The following is a 15,584-nucleotide window of genomic DNA, read 5'->3' on the forward strand; positions in this document are numbered from 1 at the left end:
TTGGGGAAAAATCCATGAGAATCAGCCGTGATAAACAAGGTTTATTCGATGATTTAAAACAACGTTATCAATACTTATTAGATTCATCTTATCCAGATGAAATCGTCTCTTTTGAAGCAGAAACTGGTATATTTTCAGATGACTTTTATTTATTTTTTTCACTTGTTGCAGGTAGCCTAAGTTATGTGATCGATCATAAACGAATACCGAAAAAACAGTTAAACGTGCTACGTCAGTCATTTGAAGAGCAATATCCCCAAATCAAATCATATCAACAGATCCTTGAATCGTATCCTTTATTGCATTCCTATGTTCAATACCATGAAGAAACAAGAAAACGAATCATTGCACTTATACAATAACCTCTTGGAGGCCAAACAATGACATGATTTTTAGATGAAAAAATCCAGAAACAAATCCCTGATTTCAATATCAAGCATCTAAAGCAAATCAATGAATTTCACTACTTTAAAGAGTATAATGAACATTACGACTTGATCAACTGTATTGTAATACACATCCCATATGATTCCCCGAATCTGCAAGCAGACATTCATCTGAAATTTACCAACGTCTCTTCTGTTCAAATCAAAGATTTGGAGTTAACAAACGATTCCTATCTTTTTTTGAACATTCAACTTTTGGATAGAGGCTGGGAATATTTGAATTACTTTGTCGAAGATTATGAAGAACAGTATTTTTCTTTATACTGTCAAACGGTTCAAGTCATACAAGTCGTATCAAATGAATCGGGCTAGTCGCTCTACATATGTGCGAATCATGCTTCCCCATCCCAACACAGAAAGGTGCAATGACATTGAATCGAATCATGAAATGGCTCTTATTTGCGGCGGTCATCGCTGGATTATTGGTATGCGCATTCTTTGTGTTCCGTTTCAACCAGCCTAAGCCGACGACGAACATCCATTATGCAGACACACAAAATAAACAGCAAACACTGGATATATATATGCCAAAGGGAAAAGATGAAGACAAAAAGAAGAAGCATCCAGTCATGATCTATCTCCATGGCGGCGGCTGGACAGGCGGCGATAAGAATAGAGTCGCTTCAAAGGCTGATTATTTTACGGGTCAAGGGTATGTGTTTGTTTCAATGAATTACAGGCTTCACCCTGATGCCAACTTCGAGCAGATGGCAGATGATACGGCAAGCGCTATTAAATGGGTCAAGGATCATGCAGATGAATATCAAATCGATTCGTCAAAAATCAATGTCATGGGTCACTCAGCGGGCGGTCATTTGACGGCATTGGTTGCAACAGATTCGACTTACTTAAAGCGTGTGGGGCTGTCGCCAAAAACGATCAATTCTATCGTGATTTTAGATGGACCGTTAAACATCAATCAATTTATACAAGCCATTCCATCGTATAAAAAAGTGTTTGGCAAACACGAGAAGAACTGGACAAAGGCATCACCTGTCACTTATATGAATCAAACGAATGTACCGCCTGTTTATTTGGTCACAGGCTGGGAAAACCCTGAGGTGTACCGATTTGCAGAAAAACTGAACCATGATCAAGGCTCACGGTTTGTTTTTCGGGTTCATTCGCTGAGCCACAGTGATTTAAATAAATGGTTTGGATCTGACAGAGCGCCAAAAGAAGCGCAAGAGATGACAAAGGCTGTGATGGCTTTCGTCAAAAAACAAAATCAATAACAAAGACTGTATGCTAGGGCAATCCATTTTGCCGAAGTATATGATAAAGTGGTTTGAAATTAAAGGAGTGTATGTTGTTGTCATCACGTATGGAAAATAAAGTGTTCAATTGCGAAAAAGAGCTGACGCTGAATATTATCGGCGGTAAGTGGAAAATGTTGATCTTATGGCACCTTGGCAGAGAAGGGACAAAACGGTTTGGTGAGTTAAAGTCGTTAATGCCTGGGATTACGCAAAGAATGCTTGTCAATCAGCTAAGAGAATTAGAGGAAGATCACATTGTGCACCGAGAGGTTTATCCTGTCGTTCCGCCAAAGGTTGAGTATTCTCTCACAGAACTCGGAGAAAGCTTAATGCCAATTTTAGAGGCGATGTATGATTGGGGAAAACAATATCTCGACAGTAATTTCTTAAAAGACGATAAATAGAAATACCTACAATAGATACTGAACGAAAGACAGTATTTCAGATTGTTGACAAAGGGCTAAAATGAATTGATTTTAGCCCTTTGTCTTCCTTTCAGCGTGATAGAAAACCTTTGCAGCCCTAGGAAGGACGAGTACTGGCGCGGAGCGAATGTCACATTCGTGAGCACCAGCACGCAGGACTGACACCGAATGCGAGGGTTTGTCTACACGCTGAGATACTGGTCGAAAGACAGTATCTTTTTTGTGCCCATATGCGAAAAAGTATAGTATGTAAAAAAAAAGTGCGTACTAGGATTGCGCCATTCCTGTTGTTATACTCGTTTCATGCAAGAAAGATTCAAGATGCATCATCCGCGGAGCTCTTGAAGATGACATGATGAAACAGGAGTGAATGTAGATGAAATTACAATTAGCGTTAGATTTAGTGAATATACCAGAAGCGATCGAGCTGATCAAAGAAGTAGAAGCGTCTATTGATGTGGTGGAAATTGGGACACCTGTTGTGATCAACGAAGGACTTCGTGCTGTAAAAGAAGTTAAACAGGCGTTTCCGAATTTACGTGTGCTGGCGGATCTCAAAATTATGGATGCTGCCGGTTATGAAGTGCAGCAGGCATCTGAAGCTGGAGCGGATATCGTCACCATTCTTGCGGCAGCGGAAGATATGTCTATCCAAGGAGCGGTGAAGGAAGCAAAAGCAAGAGGGAAACAAATTTTAGTCGATATGATTGGTATCAAAGATATCGCCGGCCGCGCGAAAGAGCTGGATGAGCTTGGGGTAGATTATATTTGTGTGCACACAGGCTATGACTTGCAAGCGGTTGGTCAAAACTCATTTGCTGACCTCATGACCATTAAACAAGTGGTCAAACAGGCAAAAACAGCGATTGCAGGCGGTATTAAACTTGATACGTTACCTGAAGTCGTCAAATTAAACCCTGATTTGATTATTGTCGGCGGCGGCATAGCGAGCCAAGACAATAAAGCAGAAGTGGCTGCACAAATGAAGCAGTTGATTGCACAATCATGAAAACAAGTGACTATGTGAGAGCGATTCTAAGCGAGCTTTCTGAGCACTCGCCCGCTATTCAAGACGAACAAGCAGAGCAGCTTGTCAAAAGCATTTTAGCGGTTCGAAAGGTCTTCGTCGCAGGGGCTGGCAGGTCTGGTTTGATGGGGAAATCGTTTGCGATGAGACTCACGCATATTGGTGTCGAAGCTTATGTGATCGGTGAAACGAATACGCCTGCTTTTACATCTGAGGATTTATTGATTGTAGGGAGCGGTTCTGGCCGAACAGAGACGCTGCTTGTGCTCGCCAAAAAGGCAAGGGCGATTGGCGGAAGCGTGGCGTCGTTCACACTTTCAGCTGAGTCACCTATAGCTGATCTATCGGATGAAGTCATCTTACTGTCAGGTGCGCCAAAGGATCAACATGAAGGAAACCATCATACGATTCAGCCGATGGGCTCATTATTTGAGCAAACTTTGCTTCTTATGTACGATGCGGTCATCTTGAGATTGATGGAAATGAAAGAGCTTGACACCCATAAAATGTACGGTCACCATGCGAACTTAGAATAGCCGTGATGAAAACCTTTCCTTTTTTGAAGGAAAGGTTTTTTTAATACATGGTACTTAAAAAGAAGGATCACTTGACATAAAGGATAAGATGTAACTATAATAGTTACATCTTGAAAGAAAAAACGTAAGCAACGGAAGGAAGATGAAGATGAAAGTGCAAATATGGTCAGATATCGCCTGTCCTTTTTGTTATATAGGAAAAAAACAGTTGGAAACAGCGCTTGAGCAATTCCCTCATAAAGAACAGGTAGAAGTAGAGTTTAAAAGCTTTGAACTTGATCCGAATGCACCTGTTGCAGTGGATTATGATGTGCATGATATGCTTGTCAAAAAATATGGCATGAGCCGTAGCCGGGCCATCGCGATGAATGAACAGGTGAAACAGGCGGGCAAGGAGAAAGGAATCGATTTTCAATTCGATCCACTCGTTTTGACAAACACCTTTGATGCCCACCAGCTCGCACAATATGCTGGAAAAATGGGAAAAGGCGATCTCGTCATGGGTGAGCTGTTTCAAGCGTATTTTACAGATGGAAAGCATGTAGGTGATCGTCAAACCCTTTTAGATATTGCAGAAAAAGCAGGTCTTGATCAGAACGAAGTACAAAAGGCTCTAGACGGGCAAGAATTTGCAGACGATGTACGAGAAGACGAAAAAGAAGCAAGACAGCTCGGGATTTCTGCTGTGCCTTTTTTCTTGATCAATGATCAATATTCGGTTGCTGGTGCACAGCCAGCAGATACGTTCCTTCGTGCACTTGAAACGGCTTGGACAGAAGAGGCAGCACAAACAGAGAAAGCAGCTGATGCTTCATTTGAAGAAGCATGTGCAGATGGCGTATGTGCAGTACCTTCACCTAAAGAAGAAGTATAATCGGCATTTTCCCTATCTTTGATAAAAGATAGGGATTTTTGTTGATTAATAATTAACATACCTTTATACTTAAGTTATCTTAATTATGAAGGTGATAACAGTGACATCCAAAACAACGATGATCCAAGAATTAAACCAAATCGAAGCGCGCATCCATCAAAAGCTCCGATTAGAGTTTGAAGAGTTATTTGTTGATGAGTTAACTGATAAACAGCACATTGTCCTTGATTTCGTAGAGCGAAAAGGGGGGAGCTCACCTATTCAAATTGCTCAGCAACTAGGCATCACCCAAAGTGCTGTGAGCCAGTTGTTAAACACGCTTGAAAAAAAAGAATGGGTTCGCCGCAGCATCAACCCGCAAAATCGTCGGGAATTGCACGTTGAACTTTCTGAAAAGGCAAAGACGTACTTGGAGAATATGAGAAAGATAGAACTTGCGATCATTGAAAAATACTATTCAAAATTAAGCCTCGAAGAGATCAACACATTGACATCCATTTATACAAAGCTTGATCAATTGATTGTAGATCAAAATGAAGGGGAAGGATGATGATCCATTGATGATGCTCAAACAAGAAGTACAGCGAATTGCCTCTTCTTATACGGAAAAAAAGAAACAGGCACTGCTTGTGATCGGACTGATTCATCAAGGAGAAAGACACGTTTTTCATTTCGGAGATCACCCCATACAGCAGCGCGTGCAGCCTGAGGAGGTCATTTTTGAAATCGGCTCTATTTCAAAAGTCTTTACGACAAGTATATTGGCAAGCATGATTCAAAAAGGGCAGATGAAGCTAGACAATTCCATTTCACTGTATTGTCCCGAAATAAGAAAGAATCACCCCATCCAATTGGAACAGCTGGCAACCCATACGTCTGGACTTCCTTCACATCGTTTTCTCAGAGATTTACAACTAAGGTTCCTTCCAAAAGTGAGAAGAGATATGTACTGTCAATACTCCCTTGATGAATTAATGAAACTGTTACACTCGAAAAAATGGAATGAGCGAAAAGAATACCCATCTCGTTACTCCAATGTAGGGATGGGGCTCCTCGGATTGATCATGGGATGGTCTCTTCACAAAACATATGAAGAGTTGCTGACTGAATATATCGTGGATGAGCTGAAACTATTGAACACCTTTATTACGATCAAGGAGGATGTCCAAGAGAAGATGATCCTCGGTCATCAAGAGAATGGAAAAGAGGTTCCTCCGCTTCAGATGCATGACTATCAAGGGGCTGGTGCGATTCGTTCGACGATCACTGATTTGCTTTCATTTCTCTCTGCGCATATGAGTGCAGACGTCGCTTCTCCATGGAAAATGACCCACGAGCCAAAGGTGAAGATAGGGAAAAACATGTCAATGGGACTCGGGTGGGTCATAGATGATACGGGATTGATTTGCCATAATGGTGCAACTTCTGGTTTCTCTAGCTTCATGGGTTTCCGCCCGCATTCAAAAACAGGAGTGGTCGTCTTGTCTAACTATCGCAATCGTATCACGCAAGATTCTCCCGACCGAATTGCTTATGACGTGATGAATATGCTAGAACAAGAGCCTAAAGCCAAATGAGCCTCCTATGAAGAGGGCTCATTTTTTCTTGCGTTCAGCGCTTTAATCGTTTCACCAGGAACGAGTTCAGGCTCATAAAATGTTTGATCAGGGAGATTCTTTTTCCCTTGTACTTTTTTAATCATCCAGTCTGCCGCATCTCGTCCCATTTGCTCTTGAGGGTGTGTCAGCGTTGTCAGTTTCACATGGGCATTTTTTTGGGCAATATACGAGTTATCCTGTCCAATAATGGAAAGATCATCTGGAATAGATAAACCCATTTCACTACATACATTTGCTACTTCTAACCCGACTTCATCGTTATAGCAAACAAGAGCGGTCAGCTCATGCTGGTGCGCTTGTAAAAAGGTTTTGATATGATCCCCCAAATACTGCTTCGATTCTGTATCGAAAAAAAGGACATGCTCTGGTAGGAAATTGAGCTTCGCTTCACCGAGTGCCTGAATATAGCCTTTCATTCGATATTTTCCTTGTAAATCATCTGTTTTTGAAATCAGTCCAATGTGCTGATGTCCAGAGGTGATCAGCTCCTTTGTCGCTAAATAGCTGGACTTCACATCATCCAAACAAAGGAAGGGAACCTCCAACTGCTCATAGTAGGCATTGATCATAATAAGCGGGACATCCTGCTCTTTAAAGGATAGGTAGTACGAAATATTTGGATTATATAAGTTGCTTTTTGTCGGTTCGACAATTAATCCGTCCACACCAAAGGACAGCATCATTTCAAGCGCTTTTTTCTCCTGCTCCACATCGTTATTTGTACTCGCCAGTAACAAAGAATAGTTCTCTTCATTTAATCGGCTTTCGATGCCCCGAATGATCGACGGGAAAATGTAATCGGATATGTATGTGGTGATGACGCCAATCGTTTTCATATGAGCATGTCCAGCAGGTTTTGTTTGATATTGATTGGTGACAAATGTGCCCGAGCCTTTTTCGCTTCGTAAAAAACCTTCACTTGATAATTCTAAGATGGCTTTTCGCACCGTATGCCGGCTTACTTGATACATCTCTTGTAAGCTTGATTCGGTTGGAATACGCTCCCCGATCCGGTAATCCCCTGTCAGTATTTTGCTTTTTATATCATCCATAATGATCTGGTACTTCTTTTTCATCGTTTCACTTCTTTCACAGTTGATCCTCTACTCGGATTGAGAAGAACTTGTATGGACATATTTTAACATGGTTGCTTAATCAAAAACAGGCGCTTGCAGTGTCTACCGTCTAATCCTTAGAGAATATGAAAGTTTTTGTCTGATTATGTATGCACAACTATATTTATTATTGACATATGTACGTACAAATATTATATTGTTTTTGTGCACAGGTAAAGATGGATCAAACGAAATAGATATTTGAAACCGCTATCATCATGGGGGTGAACAAAATGAATCGTGAAGAGACGGCCAAAGCCATTAGAGAAGGCAGGACATCTTTGGGCATTGAATTTGGTTCGACACGAATTAAAGCCATTTTAATAGATGAAGAGTTTCAGCCAATTGCGCAAGGTGCATTTGAATGGGAAAGTTCTCTTCAAGAAGGAATATGGACGTACAACTTAATTGAGATCATTACAGGTCTTCAAGTGGCGTACCGTCAGATGAAAGAACAGGCTGCACAATTGTATGGGGTGACGATTCAAACCATTGGCTCCATCGGGATATCTGCGATGATGCATGGCTACGTCGCCTGTCATCATACAGGAGAGCTCCTCGTCCCGTTTCGAACGTGGCGGAATGGAACAACGACCGAGGCGAGTCAAAAGCTAACAGATTTATTCCAATTTCATATTCCAGAAAGATGGAGTATCGCTCACTTATACCAAGCGATACTAGGAGAGGAAAAACATCTGTCCCGGTTAGAGTATGTGACCACTTTGTCCGGCTACATTCACTGGCTGTTAACAGGGAAGCAGGCCATCGGAATTGGCGATGCGTCGGGAATGTTCCCCATTGATGAAAAAACGAAGGATTACAACGAAGTGATGCTTCATCAATTTGAAGCATTGATTGCAGAAAAAGACTACCCGTGGAAGCTTCGTCATCTTTTGCCGCGCATCTATTTAGCAGGCGAAGAAGCTGGTGTGTTAACAGCAGCTGGAGCAGCGATTTTAGACCAAGGCAAACAGTTGCAGCCGGGTATCCCTTTTTGCCCGCCAGAGGGTGATGCAGGAACAGGGATGGTCGCAACAAACAGTGTGGAAAAGAGAACTGGGAATATTTCAGTTGGGACATCTGTATTTGCCATGATTGTGTTAGAGCATCATCTAAAAGGTGTGTACCCAGAAGTGGACCTTGTCACGACACCAGATGGCCTGCCAGTCGCGATGGTTCATGCCAACAATTGTACAAGTGACCTCAACGCCTGGATGAATCTATTCAAAGAAGCGTTTGAAGCAATGGGTCAGCCAGTTGAAACAGAAAGAATGTACGAAACCCTATTAAATCAAGCTTTAGAAGCAGATCATGATGGGGGCGGGCTTTTAAGCTATGGCTATTATTCTGGTGAAAATATTACGAGACTAAAAGAAGGAAGACCCCTTTTTGTTAGATCTCCTCAAAGCCGGTTTACCCTTGCTAATTTCATTCGGACACATCTCTTCTCTGCATTTGGCGCAATGAAAATCGGGATGGATCGGTTAAAAGCACATGAACAAGTCAAGATTGATCGTTTACTAGGGCATGGCGGTTTATTTAAAACACCAGTAGTTGGACAAAAAATGGTCGCTGCTGCACTTGGGACACCTGTATCCGTCGTATCAACGGCTGGAGAAGGCGGTGCGTTTGGGATGGCGGTCCTTGCTTCATATATGATCAATCACCAGCAGCAAACACTGAGCCATTTTCTTAAGCATCAAGTATTTGCCCATACATTAGAAGAGCTTATTGATCCTGATCCACTGGATGTTAAAGGTTTTGAGGAATTTATAAAGCGCTATCAAGAAGGACTCCCGATAGAAAAAGCGGCAGTAGAACATCTCACGCCACAGAAAGGAGCGGCACCTGTATGTTAGAGCGGTTAAAAGAAGAAGTGTTTCAAGCGAATCTAGATCTACCAAAGTATGGACTTGTGAAATTTACATGGGGCAATGTCAGTGCGTGCGATCGTGACAGTGGACTGTTTGTCATTAAGCCAAGCGGCATAGCGTATGACAAATTATCAGCAAAAGACATGGTCGTGGTCGATTTTGACGGGCAAGTGGTCGAGGGAGAATTCAATCCTTCTTCCGATACTGCCACACATGCTGTTCTTTACAAACACTTTGAGGAAATTGGCGGCATTTCACATAGCCATTCAATGTGGGCAACGGTATGGGCGCAAGCTGGACTTGATTTACCAGCAATGGGCACAACACATGCAGATACATTTTACGGACCTGTTCCGTGCGCTCGATTTCTCACAGAAGAAGAGGTGAATCGCGGGTATGAGGTGGAAACAGGACACCTGATCATTGAAACGTTTGAGAAAAGACAAATAGATGTCATGGCGGTTCCTGGTATTTTGCTACAAGGTCATGGTCCCTTTACGTGGGGAAAAGATGCAAAAAGTGCGGTAACGAACAGTGTCATTTTAGATGAAGTAGCGAAAATGAACCTGTTTGCAAAGCAATTGAACGAATATGCAGAGCCTCTTCCGCAGGTGATTTTAGATAAACATTATTTAAGAAAACATGGAACACATGCGTATTACGGACAAAAACCTTCAAGATAAAGAAAAGAGGGATTTCTATGTTAACAAGTCAGAAGAAAGAATGTTGGTTTGTCGTTGGGTCACAGCACTTATATGGGGACGAGGCACTGAAGCAAGTGAAGGCAGATGCGCAAAAGATAACAGATGCCTTAAATGAGAGCGGTTTGCTGCCTTATCCAATTATTCTGCAGGAACTGGCGGTCAGTGCGGATCAAATCACACAGCTGATGAAAGAGGTCAACTATCGTGATGAGGTCATCGGTGTGATGACTTGGATGCATACGTTTTCTCCAGCAAAAATGTGGATACGTGGTACGTCTCTTTTGCAAAAGCCTCTTTTGCATCTCGTCACGCAATACTATGAAAACATTCCGTGGGACACGATTGATATGGACTATATGAATCTCCATCAATCCGCACATGGAGACAGAGAGTATGGCTATATCAATGCACGTTTAAATAAGCAAAACCAAATCGTTGCAGGTCATTGGTCGAAGCAGGAGGTGAAGCAGCAAATCGCTGATTGGATGGACGTTGCGGCTGCCTATCATGAGAGCTTCCACATTAAAGTGGCTCGGTTTGGTGACAATATGCGCCACGTTGCGGTGACAGAAGGAGATAAAATTGAAGCGCAGATCCAGCTGGGATGGACCGTTGATTACTTTGGAATTGGCGATCTTGTGAACTATGTAAATGCTGTGGAAGAAACAGAAGTTGATGCTCTGTTTGCTGAGTACTTAACATTATATGACGTGGATTATGGGAGCTATTCGGCAGAAGAATGGGAACAAAGTGTGAAAGTGCAGGCACGATATGAAATTGCCATCAAACGTTTTTTAGATGAAGGCGGCTACAATGCCTTTACGACAAACTTTGAAGATTTACATGGCATGAAGCAGCTTCCGGGTTTAGCCGTTCAGCGACTGATGGCAAAGGGATATGGCTTTGCGGGTGAAGGGGATTGGAAAACCGCCGCACTGGATCGTTTATTAAAGGTGATGAGCCATCATCAATCGACTGGTTTTATGGAAGATTACACATATGAAATGACTGCTGGTCAGGAAGCGGTGCTGCAATCTCATATGCTAGAAGTAGATCCTGCGCTTGCACATACAAAACCTGTCATTGTCGTGTCTCCGCTAGGCATTGGAAACCGGGAAGACCCAGCACGTCTTGTGTTTGATGGAAAAGCAGGCGAGGGCGTTGTTGTCTCCATTGCTGATTTTGGAACACATTTCAAATGGTTGATTCAAGAAGTGGAAGCCTTTGAGCCGCAGGAAGCAGCACCTCATTTACCGGTGGCACGAGTCCTCTGGAAAATCAAACCGAACTTTCAAGATGGCATCAAAGCATGGATTAAGCACGGCGGAGGGCATCATACAGTCGTATCTCTCAATTTAACAGTTGATCAAATTGTTCATTTTGCAAAGCTTGTGAATGCAGAATATGTGGTTTTATAAAGAAGGGTGAAATGCATTCTACTGTGAACGGTAGAATGGCAGGGAGAAATGAAAGCGGTTTATTAAGTGAGGGGGGTCATCCACTTGGAGAAAAAAGTATCAAGTAAATTTATCTTCTTTTTCGGGTCCTTTGCAGGTATCTTATTTGGATATGATATTGGTATTATCGCAGGGGCAGAAGGGCACATTCAGGAAGAATTTCAGCTCAGCCCGTTATGGCTTGGCATCGTCGTTTCTTCATTAATGGGCGGGGCGATCATTGGTTCCATTTTAAGCGGTCTGATGGGGGATAAGTTTGGCCGCAGAAAGCTCATTTTGGTGTCATCGATTATCTTTTTTGTCGGTGCGCTTGGCTCAGCCATTGCACCAGAAGAAATCTCATTAACCATTGCCCGGATTTTCTTAGGAACAGCTGTAGGGACAGCCTCATCGCTCGTGCCTGCTTACATGTCTGAAATCGCTCCGGCCAAAATTCGCGGGAAATTGTCCGGCCTGAATCAGCTGATGATTGTGAGTGGATTATTGCTTAGCTATATCGTCGCATTTGTGTTTGAACCAATTCCAGACAGCTGGCGCTGGATGCTGGGAAGTGCTGCTTTATTTGCGATCGTGCTTTATATTGGCATGCTGAAACTTCCTGAATCTCCAAGATATTTAATTAAACACGGAATGGCTCATAAGGCACGTGAAGTATTAGGATCACTTCGTTCATCACGTGAAGAGATTGAAGCAGAAATGCAAGAAATTTTAGAAGTAGCAAAAGAAGAACGCTCAGGCATTCGTGAATTATTTCAAAAGAAATTCCGAATGGCTCTCTTTATTGGGGTCGGAATGGCGACACTCCAGCAAATACAGGGGGCGAACTCCATTGTGTATTATGCAACGAGTATCGCAAGAAATGTAGGTCTTGCTCCGCAAGTTGCCGCAGGTTTTACCGTCATTGTTGGTGTCATATTTGTTGTGACGACCGTGATTTTTTTACAATTCGTCGACCGGTTCGATCGCCGAACGATTCTCACAGTTGGGGGAACGGGGATGGCCCTGTCTTTCTTTGCACCAGCGGCATTAGGTGCGCTCGGAGTGAGTGAAGGCATATTAAACTGGGTCACATTGATTTCACTTTGCTGCTTTATTTTGTGCTATGCCTTCTCATGGGCACCGATCACATGGATTATCATTGGTGAAATTTTCCCACTTTCTGTCAGGGGTATTGGAGCGGGCATTTCCTCTGCCTTTAACTGGACGGGATCATTAGCAGTTGGCCTTGTGTTCCCTATCTTGGCTGACCAATTCAGCTTTGGCGTCATTTTCTCCTCATTTGGGGTCATCTGCTTAATTGGCCTGTTGTTCACGCGCTTTGTATTAGTCGAAACAAAAGGAAGAAGCTTAGAACAAATCGAAACCGATATGGCTGCACGTGTCTAAAGGAAACCATCTATCCACACAGGATAGATGGCTTTTTTAATCAAGTATTTGTTTCAGTTCATCTGGCAGTAAATCCATTAATTGATCAGGTGAGGATACGTCCAGTACTTCAAGAAGCGCATAATATTTCGCATAAATTTCACTCAGCTGATCAGGATGATTTGCTTCATATCGATTCAAATGCAATTGCGTCAGTTCAAGTGCAATGTCCAGTTTGTTTCGTTCGATGGTTTGTGTTGTGTTGATCAAATCGTTCACCTCTAATTTTAAAGTTATTGAAAAATGTTATGGTGCAGTTCCGCAGCTGACCTTATATTCATGGTCTTCTATCTTTTTTGAATAACAGACGGAAGGTGTCATTCCTGTCTCGCTTTTCCAAGCCTGCCAATACACATCATACAGCTGACCATATTGAGGGTCTACATCGTCCTTTTTTTGCAAAATAGCAAAATAGCTTTGGTAAGGGTAGCCTTCTTGATAAATGGCATGCCGTATCGCTCCTCTTTCAGTCGCATTTGTAAAAACCATAGGCGACAGCAAGGGAAGGGTGATAACTACGACGAGCAGGATGAAAAATGAAAAAAGTTTATGTCTTGTCTTCATCAATGAATGTCCTTTCCTTCACAAGAGATCATTTGTATAATATGTTAAAATTGTCCTATTGTAAAGAAAGAGACTACTAGATCACCAGCGGACTTTTTCAAAAATAGACAAGCATCTAATCACTAATCGTGCCTCTGACATACGATAGAGTGTAAGTGAAAGACAACTTGAAGGGGTGTTGAGAATGAGCCGGAATCGATTAGACAATTTTTTCTTTGGGCCTCGCAGAGGGAATCATGGAGAAGTTGAAACGGTTGTATCCCCTACACGTCAAATTGTCAACACGACAACAAATGAACAAACGATCAGAAAGATTCATCCAACTCATATCACAAACGTCAATAAAAACATCAAAAGAATTGAAAACTACTACCCTGTGACGCAATCTACTCGAAATGAGTATATTGTGGAAGAATATGACTGTGGTAGTGATATCAAGAATCCTTGCTGCCGCCCGGTCAAACGCTGTAAGTGGTAGTTTAATGGTGAAAAGAAGTGAGGCATCCTGTGATGGGATGCCTTTTGTATGTTTAACGCTCTATTTCATTTAGTTGTCCGTGATCAAGCTCGAAAAAACGATTTCCTAATTCTGAATAAAGGTAGCGCTGATGGCTTGTAAATAAAACACATTGATCAGAGAATTCTTCTTTTAATAAAGAAATAGACTGCATTTGAGATGCCTCATCAAGAGATGTAAAAGGTTCATCAAGAATGATTAGTTCTGGTGATCTGGCCGCCATACAATTAAAGAAAAGCTTATATCTCATACCTAGTGAATATTGTTTGACAGGCATCTTAAGTGCATGAGTTAAATCAAATGCATCACAAAGCGAGAGAAAGGTCTTTTTGTATACCTCTTTTTCTGACTGATTCATTTTCCATAGCGACTGTATAAGAGTCATATGCTCGATACCAGTCAGCGCATCATAAACCAAAGGCTTATCTGGGATGTACGCGACCAACCCTTTATAAAGAGCTGACCCAGGATGATGCTGTTCATTGAGTAAAACCGTTTCGGATACTGAAGGAAGCAGACCTGCGATGATCTTTAAAAGTGTCGATTTACCGCTGCCGTTTTTTCCGATAATACAAGCACGATCACCTTCTTTCAGATGAAAGGATACTTGATCAAGGAGGGGAGAGCTTTCTTCAGTTGTTTCATAACGAAAAGATAGCTGAGACACTTGCAAACTAGCCATTGATAAATCCTCCAATAACAAAAACGGTGGTCACCAGCATATACAAGATGACGGTCGCAAGGGCGGCTTTTTTTGATCCTTTAGCATAATAAATGATCCCATCATAAAGGATGCGTAAAAGGTACAAGTTGATCAAAAACGAAACCGCTTGGATGAAGATAAAATAATGATCTAAATCGAGTACCATCACACAATAGATTGCTGCGCTATTCACTAATAGAAGAAACGCATTATAAAGCAAGATGACAAAATACATTTTGCGCAAAATAAACGTTTTATGAAAAAAGTACATATAAATTGAAGTCACGACAGTACCGAGAAAATTCAATATGAAATAAAGTGGGATTGTCAGTAAAAAGATAAACACAATGCTGGCTAATTGTTTTCCCGCAGATAATGGTTCCTCTACTAACAAATCAATAATGAAAAATGTTAAAAAAACAGTTGAAACAAATAAAGATAGTAAGACTAAACCTATAACAGTTTTGGTCGATTGATGTTGGTTGAAAAATTGCTTAGGGCGTAGAAGTAGCTCCATAGAACCACATTCTCCTTTCTTCTAAGATAGATGTACATGGCTGACATATTCCTCTAAAAGAGAGGCAATCAACAAGAGCACTACAGCGGCAAAGATTAACTGAATCACAGTCCGAGTCAGCTTTCTTACATCAATGGCCTTACCTTTCATAAACCGGTAAAGATAAATAAATGGAAAAGCACTGACGATTGAAAATAGGATCAAACCAAGAACCTCAACAAAAGCATGTGGCATGAGGCCAGTGAATAACTGCTGTACTTCATGCTGAGCTATCAAAAACTGAATGAGTTTTCCAATGATATAGCCATTATAAAAAAGAATGCCAGCAGACATAATGCCGCCAGTAAAAGCCCCGATACCTAGAATGGCAAGCCCAACCTGTAAATTGTTTGAAAAAATAGAGAGAAAAAACATGTCTTCATCCTTTTTTAAATAAGGAATCTGATCATAAGGAAGGAGACTTCCAATGAGCAAAGCTACAATAAATACACCGGCGTAAAGATAGCCGAGGCGTAGAATCAA

General features: G+C 41.8%; 20 protein-coding genes. 14 read left to right on the forward strand and 6 right to left on the reverse strand.

The genetic code is table 11. The features are described 5' to 3' along the window. Positions 1 to 14 precede the first annotated feature (14 nt). The 9 genes from MHH23_RS08660 (at position 15) to MHH23_RS08700 (ending at position 6,144) form a co-directional block, all read left to right on the forward strand. Positions 15 to 362, forward strand: coding sequence for a YxiJ family protein (locus tag MHH23_RS08660; RefSeq protein ID WP_144667373.1), 348 nt, complete (start codon positions 15 to 17; stop codon positions 360 to 362). Positions 363 to 626: 264 nt separating this feature from the next. Further along, the gene (locus MHH23_RS08665) at positions 627 to 758 is read left to right on the forward strand and encodes a hypothetical protein (RefSeq protein WP_340959315.1); all 132 of its coding nucleotides are present in this window, start codon (positions 627 to 629) and stop codon (positions 756 to 758) included. Between the two features lie 53 nt (positions 759 to 811). Beyond that, the gene (locus tag MHH23_RS08670) at positions 812 to 1,681 is read left to right on the forward strand and encodes an alpha/beta hydrolase (protein ID WP_110487667.1); all 870 of its coding nucleotides are present in this window, start codon (positions 812 to 814) and stop codon (positions 1,679 to 1,681) included. A 71-nt stretch (positions 1,682 to 1,752) separates the two neighbouring features. Further along, a complete protein-coding gene (locus MHH23_RS08675; RefSeq protein ID WP_029708013.1) occupies positions 1,753 to 2,109 on the forward strand; it encodes a winged helix-turn-helix transcriptional regulator in 357 nt (118 codons plus the stop codon). 397 nt (positions 2,110 to 2,506) lie between these two features. Beyond that, positions 2,507 to 3,139, forward strand: coding sequence for a 3-hexulose-6-phosphate synthase (gene hxlA / locus MHH23_RS08680; RefSeq protein ID WP_024718772.1), 633 nt, complete (start codon positions 2,507 to 2,509; stop codon positions 3,137 to 3,139). Continuing rightward, positions 3,136 to 3,693 carry a 6-phospho-3-hexuloisomerase gene (gene hxlB, locus MHH23_RS08685; RefSeq protein WP_058336604.1) on the forward strand — a complete coding sequence of 186 codons (558 nt, stop codon included), beginning with the start codon at positions 3,136 to 3,138 and terminating at the stop codon, positions 3,691 to 3,693. The genes hxlA and hxlB overlap by 4 nt, the downstream gene beginning before the upstream one ends. Before the next feature lie 148 nt (positions 3,694 to 3,841). Continuing rightward, positions 3,842 to 4,567 (forward strand): DsbA family oxidoreductase, encoded by a 726-nt coding sequence (locus tag MHH23_RS08690; protein ID WP_058336605.1) that lies wholly within the window; start codon positions 3,842 to 3,844, stop codon positions 4,565 to 4,567. Positions 4,568 to 4,667: 100 nt separating this feature from the next. After that, the gene (locus MHH23_RS08695) at positions 4,668 to 5,117 is read left to right on the forward strand and encodes a MarR family winged helix-turn-helix transcriptional regulator (RefSeq protein WP_008342574.1); all 450 of its coding nucleotides are present in this window, start codon (positions 4,668 to 4,670) and stop codon (positions 5,115 to 5,117) included. Between the two features lie 10 nt (positions 5,118 to 5,127). Beyond that, entirely contained in the window at positions 5,128 to 6,144 is a 1,017-nt protein-coding gene (locus MHH23_RS08700; protein WP_340959319.1) for a serine hydrolase domain-containing protein, read from the forward strand. A 5-nt stretch (positions 6,145 to 6,149) separates the two neighbouring features. Here the strand turns inward: MHH23_RS08700 and MHH23_RS08705 are convergent, their stop codons facing one another. Further along, a complete protein-coding gene (locus tag MHH23_RS08705; protein ID WP_039167175.1) occupies positions 6,150 to 7,262 on the reverse strand; it encodes a GntR family transcriptional regulator in 1,113 nt (370 codons plus the stop codon). 272 nt (positions 7,263 to 7,534) lie between these two features. Here MHH23_RS08705 and MHH23_RS08710 point away from each other — a divergent pair, with 272 nt between their 5' ends. From MHH23_RS08710 to MHH23_RS08725, 4 genes are all read left to right on the forward strand, one after another. Continuing rightward, positions 7,535 to 9,160: a xylulokinase gene (locus tag MHH23_RS08710; protein WP_330546955.1), complete on the forward strand. Its 1,626-nt coding sequence runs from the start codon at positions 7,535 to 7,537 to the stop codon at positions 9,158 to 9,160. Beyond that, a complete protein-coding gene (locus MHH23_RS08715; RefSeq protein ID WP_007501382.1) occupies positions 9,154 to 9,858 on the forward strand; it encodes an L-ribulose-5-phosphate 4-epimerase in 705 nt (234 codons plus the stop codon). Before MHH23_RS08710 ends, MHH23_RS08715 begins: the two co-directional genes overlap by 7 nt. A gap of 17 nt (positions 9,859 to 9,875) precedes the next feature. Next, positions 9,876 to 11,297, forward strand: coding sequence for an L-arabinose isomerase (gene araA / locus MHH23_RS08720; RefSeq protein ID WP_340959320.1), 1,422 nt, complete (start codon positions 9,876 to 9,878; stop codon positions 11,295 to 11,297). An 84-nt stretch (positions 11,298 to 11,381) separates the two neighbouring features. Beyond that, positions 11,382 to 12,722 (forward strand): sugar porter family MFS transporter, encoded by a 1,341-nt coding sequence (locus MHH23_RS08725; RefSeq protein WP_007501378.1) that lies wholly within the window; start codon positions 11,382 to 11,384, stop codon positions 12,720 to 12,722. A 36-nt stretch (positions 12,723 to 12,758) separates the two neighbouring features. Here MHH23_RS08725 and MHH23_RS08730 read toward each other — a convergent pair whose 3' ends face one another. Then, complete coding sequence (locus tag MHH23_RS08730) at positions 12,759 to 12,971, reverse strand: hypothetical protein (protein WP_017367657.1); 213 nt, start codon at positions 12,969 to 12,971, stop codon at positions 12,759 to 12,761. Between the two features lie 36 nt (positions 12,972 to 13,007). Beyond that, the gene (locus tag MHH23_RS08735; RefSeq protein WP_024718781.1) at positions 13,008 to 13,325 is read right to left on the reverse strand and encodes a hypothetical protein; all 318 of its coding nucleotides are present in this window, start codon (positions 13,323 to 13,325) and stop codon (positions 13,008 to 13,010) included. Positions 13,326 to 13,509: 184 nt separating this feature from the next. Between MHH23_RS08735 and MHH23_RS08740 the strand changes: the two genes are divergently transcribed. Next, the gene (locus MHH23_RS08740; RefSeq protein ID WP_008342559.1) at positions 13,510 to 13,803 is read left to right on the forward strand and encodes a CotD family spore coat protein; all 294 of its coding nucleotides are present in this window, start codon (positions 13,510 to 13,512) and stop codon (positions 13,801 to 13,803) included. Between the two features lie 52 nt (positions 13,804 to 13,855). Here the strand turns inward: MHH23_RS08740 and MHH23_RS08745 are convergent, their stop codons facing one another. Genes MHH23_RS08745 through MHH23_RS08755 form a run of 3 tightly spaced genes read right to left on the reverse strand, consistent with a single transcriptional unit; the run spans position 13,856 to position 15,584 of the window. Then, complete coding sequence (locus MHH23_RS08745; RefSeq protein ID WP_024718783.1) at positions 13,856 to 14,524, reverse strand: ABC transporter ATP-binding protein; 669 nt, start codon at positions 14,522 to 14,524, stop codon at positions 13,856 to 13,858. Further along, positions 14,517 to 15,062 (reverse strand): hypothetical protein, encoded by a 546-nt coding sequence (locus MHH23_RS08750; protein WP_045034088.1) that lies wholly within the window; start codon positions 15,060 to 15,062, stop codon positions 14,517 to 14,519. The genes MHH23_RS08745 and MHH23_RS08750 overlap by 8 nt, the downstream gene beginning before the upstream one ends. Before the next feature lie 21 nt (positions 15,063 to 15,083). Next, on the reverse strand, positions 15,084 to 15,584 hold the full coding sequence (locus MHH23_RS08755; RefSeq protein WP_039167181.1) for a stage II sporulation protein M: 501 nt from the start codon (positions 15,582 to 15,584) through the stop codon (positions 15,084 to 15,086).

The sequence above is a fragment of the Bacillus sp. FSL K6-3458 genome, from assembly GCF_038005045.1.
Classification (GTDB): domain Bacteria; phylum Bacillota; class Bacilli; order Bacillales; family Bacillaceae; genus Bacillus; species Bacillus altitudinis.

Bases quoted from the DNA above. Each gene is read 5' to 3' on its own strand.
- MHH23_RS08740 (WP_008342559.1), top strand. From the start codon at position 13,510: ATGAGCCGGAATCGATTAGACAATTTTTTCTTTGGGCCTCGCAGAGGG.
- hxlB (WP_058336604.1), top strand. From the start codon at position 3,136: ATGAAAACAAGTGACTATGTGAGAGCGATTCTAAGCGAGCTTTCTGAG.
- MHH23_RS08705 (WP_039167175.1), bottom strand. From the start codon at position 7,262: ATGAAAAAGAAGTACCAGATCATTATGGATGATATAAAAAGCAAAATA.
- MHH23_RS08660 (WP_144667373.1), top strand. From the start codon at position 15: ATGAGAATCAGCCGTGATAAACAAGGTTTATTCGATGATTTAAAACAA.
- MHH23_RS08675 (WP_029708013.1), top strand. From the start codon at position 1,753: ATGTTGTTGTCATCACGTATGGAAAATAAAGTGTTCAATTGCGAAAAA.
- hxlA (WP_024718772.1), top strand. From the start codon at position 2,507: ATGAAATTACAATTAGCGTTAGATTTAGTGAATATACCAGAAGCGATC.
- MHH23_RS08690 (WP_058336605.1), top strand. From the start codon at position 3,842: ATGAAAGTGCAAATATGGTCAGATATCGCCTGTCCTTTTTGTTATATA.
- MHH23_RS08735 (WP_024718781.1), bottom strand. From the start codon at position 13,325: ATGAAGACAAGACATAAACTTTTTTCATTTTTCATCCTGCTCGTCGTA.
- MHH23_RS08710 (WP_330546955.1), top strand. From the start codon at position 7,535: ATGAATCGTGAAGAGACGGCCAAAGCCATTAGAGAAGGCAGGACATCT.
- MHH23_RS08750 (WP_045034088.1), bottom strand. From the start codon at position 15,062: ATGGAGCTACTTCTACGCCCTAAGCAATTTTTCAACCAACATCAATCG.
- MHH23_RS08670 (WP_110487667.1), top strand. From the start codon at position 812: ATGACATTGAATCGAATCATGAAATGGCTCTTATTTGCGGCGGTCATC.
- araA (WP_340959320.1), top strand. From the start codon at position 9,876: ATGTTAACAAGTCAGAAGAAAGAATGTTGGTTTGTCGTTGGGTCACAG.
- MHH23_RS08715 (WP_007501382.1), top strand. From the start codon at position 9,154: ATGTTAGAGCGGTTAAAAGAAGAAGTGTTTCAAGCGAATCTAGATCTA.
- MHH23_RS08700 (WP_340959319.1), top strand. From the start codon at position 5,128: ATGATGCTCAAACAAGAAGTACAGCGAATTGCCTCTTCTTATACGGAA.
- MHH23_RS08745 (WP_024718783.1), bottom strand. From the start codon at position 14,524: ATGGCTAGTTTGCAAGTGTCTCAGCTATCTTTTCGTTATGAAACAACT.